This is a genomic window from Deltaproteobacteria bacterium PRO3 (genome assembly GCA_030263375.1).
GTDB lineage: Bacteria > UBA10199 > UBA10199 > DSSB01 > DSSB01 > DSSB01.
Genome location: SZOV01000174.1, coordinates 1 through 3,205, shown reverse-complemented (window position 1 = coordinate 3,205; position 3,205 = coordinate 1). Strand labels below are relative to the sequence as shown.

At 71.2% G+C, this 3,205-nt stretch carries 1 protein-coding gene; it reads right to left on the bottom strand.

What is annotated here, in order from left to right; genetic code table 11:
• On the bottom strand, nt 1-2,684 hold a 2,684-nt coding region (locus tag FBR05_15060; GenBank protein MDL1873498.1), incomplete at its 3' end, for a hypothetical protein.
• Nucleotides 2,685-3,205: the final 521 nt, after the last annotated feature.

The window sequence follows — 3,205 nt, the reverse complement described above, 5'->3', positions numbered from 1 at the left end:
GGCCCCAGGAGCGGCATCGGGTTGAGCAGGAGCTCGAGGTGGAAATCCCCCAGGGCGTAGCCGCGCCGCAGGTCGACGCCGTCGACGCGGTCCCAGCGCCAGCGGGTGTCTCGGATCAGCGGCGGCCCGACGCGGCGGAGCCTGGAATCCAGCAAGTAGACGTCGCCGCTCCGGTCGCCGCGCAGCCGCAGCGCGCCGCTGCCGTTCCAGCGCCGTGGGTCCTCGGGATAATTCATGCGGAAATTTCCCTCGAGGTGGCCGTCCAGGCCGACGAAGCGGGCGCCGCCCGGCAGGTTGCGCCGTAGCCGCGGCGGCAGGACGTCGAGGCCTTGCAGGTTGAAGGCCAGGTCGAGGTTGCGGAGCGCCGTGGGGCGGCTTTGGGGGTCCAGCTCCACCTCGAGACCGCCCCTCTCCGTGCCGTTGAGCCGGACCCGGATTGGGCCGCGCAGGCGGCCGGCCGGGCTGCCCCCCTCGTTTGCCCGAAGGTCTAGAAGCGGGACTCGGATCAGGAGGTTGCCGGCCTGGAGCTCGAGACGGTCCAGCTCGGCCTCCAGCCGCGGCTGCCGCAAATAGACCAAGCCGCCCTGGCGCCCGAGGCTAAACGCCTCGCCTTCGAGCCGAAAGTCCCACAGCGTTCGTCCGTCCGCCTCGGCGAAGCGTTGGGCGCGGAGAATGCCGCCGATCAGGTTGAGGGCCGGCGCGGGCGCCCCGCCCGGCGCGGGAGCCGGGTTAAGGTCGAGGAGGTCTAAGTGCAGCTCCGCGGCGTCCTCGAGGAGGGCGGAGAAATCGTAGGCGCGGGGCTCGGCGTCGCGCAGCGGCAGCGGGAGGCGGCCGCGGAGGTCGACCCGATGGTGGTTTCCCCAGACGCCGCGCAGCTCGACCGTCGCAGGGAGGCTGCGGTGCCGCGCGAGCGTCGCGTCGTTAAGCGAGAAGCCCTCGAGGACGCGGCCATCGCGGAAAATTTCTTGGTCGGGGTCGTCGCTGAAAAACAGCTCCCCGTCGCGGAAGACCTCGCGTCGGCTCGAGGCGTCGATCAGCTCCAGGCCTTCGATGGAAAGCGCCGTGCTGCCGGGGATGGGCGCGGGCCCCCCGGCGCCGAGTCGAAGCGTGGTGAAGAAGGCCAGCGGCGCGCGCAACTCGAAATTTCCCCGCGGGCCGCGGAGCTCGGCGCTCAACACCAGGTTGCCCTCGAGGTGCAGCTCGCCGGCGGCGGGATCGAATGCGCCGCGCAGTCCCGGCGGGATCGTCACGCCCAGCAAGGTACGGGGCGTCTCGCCGCCGCGCAGGGCGCCGCTCAGGACGGCGGGCTCCGCGCCGGCCGCGGCGTCGCCGAGGGAGAGGCGGAGCTCCGGCACCGTGACCGAAAGATCGCTCAGCCCGAAGGCCCAGCGACCCGCGTCGTGGAACGCCACGCGGAGGTTGCCGCTTAAGCCCAGGCCGCGCCAAGCCGGCCGCAGCAGGGAAAAGACGGCCTCCAGCGAGACCTGCGCCTCCAAGGAGCGCAGCTCGCGGGCGACAGGGTCGAGGCGGAGGCGCAGGGCGGGACCCTCCGCGGGTCCCGTCACGCGCGCGGAATCCAAAATCAGGCGCGGCTCCTCCGTGTCCGGGTCGCGCCCGTAGCCCATCGCCTGGAAGACGAGGGAGAGGGGCGTCAGCGTCGCCTCGACCTCGCGCCCCGGCGTCACGACGGCGCGCAGCCCCAACCGCGAGGGTCCCAGGTCCAGCATCCCCGGAAGGAAGAGATCTTGGAGGTCGCCGAGCTCCAAGTTCAGCTCGCTGCCTGTCTGGACCAATTCGAAGAGGCTTTGCAGCCTTCGCCCGCTGCCGAGGAAGAGGCGCGTTAGCCACGACTCCGAGCCCGCAGGCCGGGGCGGATGGTTGTCGCGAAAATTTTGGATCCGGCCCAGCAGGTCGTTGAGCTCATAGGCCCGGGGCGGAGGCGCCTCGGAGATCGCCGGCGAGCGGAATTCCGTCGGCAGGGGCAGGCAGAGATGGGCCGAGACGCCGGCACCGCCGCCCAGGTTGAAAATTTCGGGATAAAGGGCGATGCCCGCGGTGTAGTGCGGGTGAGGCGAGGCCAGCAGTCCCTGCCGCGGGTCGGCGAGCAGGGATTGGGGCAGGAGACAGAGATCGCCGTCGGACTCGAAGATCGCCTGACGCGAGACCCCGGAGAGGTTGGCGAAATACGGTCCGTCGACCGAGACGCCGTGCAGGGCCAACAGGCCACGCTCCAAGGGTAGCTCGTTCCCCTCCGCCTCGAGGCGAAGCTCCAGGCGCGCGCCCGGCGCCGCGTGGACTTCGGTGGTGTAGGTGCTCCAAGAGTTGAAATCCTCCCGCCGCGAAGCATTGTAGGTGAAGCTGCGCAGGCCCAGGCTCAAGCCCAGGGAGGCGTCCCGGACGTCGACGAAATAAGGCCGGACTCCCGGGTGCGCGGCCCTCAAGGTCTCGCGGTAATTCTCCCGCACCCACCAAGAGAAGGCGGGCAGTAGGTCGCGGTCCCGGGCGAGGCGCTCGGGCCAGTGCGGGCGGGCGGGACAGGCGATGTCGGGCGGGACCGTCGCGGCCGCATCGGAGCCGTTGCGGCCGCCCTCGGGTCCCAGCGCCGGATCGCGCGTCAGCCATTCCAATTCGTTTCGGCTGGGTCGCGTGCCCTCGCCGCCGTGGCAATTATTGCAAGGGGTCATGCCTCAGTCCTCGCGATTTCTCAGCGCCCCGTTCGCACCGGCCAGCGCACGAAGCGGAAGGAGCCGCCGCGGTCCGGGTCGTTGAGATAGATGTTCGCCCAGTAGTTCGGATCCAGTTCGAAGGTGGTGCGGCGCCGGCCGTCGGCGCCCGCGCGGCCCTCCATCACGAAGCGCGGCACGCGGATGCCGCCGAATTGGCCGCGGCCGTCCGTCTCGTGGATGTTCAAGATCAGGTCGTCGAGCTGGGTGCGCCAATCGCCGGAGGCCTCGCGGCTGATGGCGACCCCGCCGATGCGGAAGAAGTCCCCGTCGCCCAGCAGGGCGCGCACGGCCTCGGGCAGGTGGGCGACCAGCGGGCCCATGTCGGGCCGTCGCTCGCGCCGCGTCGCGCGTCCGCCCAAGTCGGGGAAGAGGCCGCGGACGAAGCCCCAGATCGGCAGGCCCACCCAGATGCTGCCCCCGCCGCGCACATGGTGGATGGTGATGGGGCCGGAATGCAGCTCGCGGATCTGGCCGCGGGG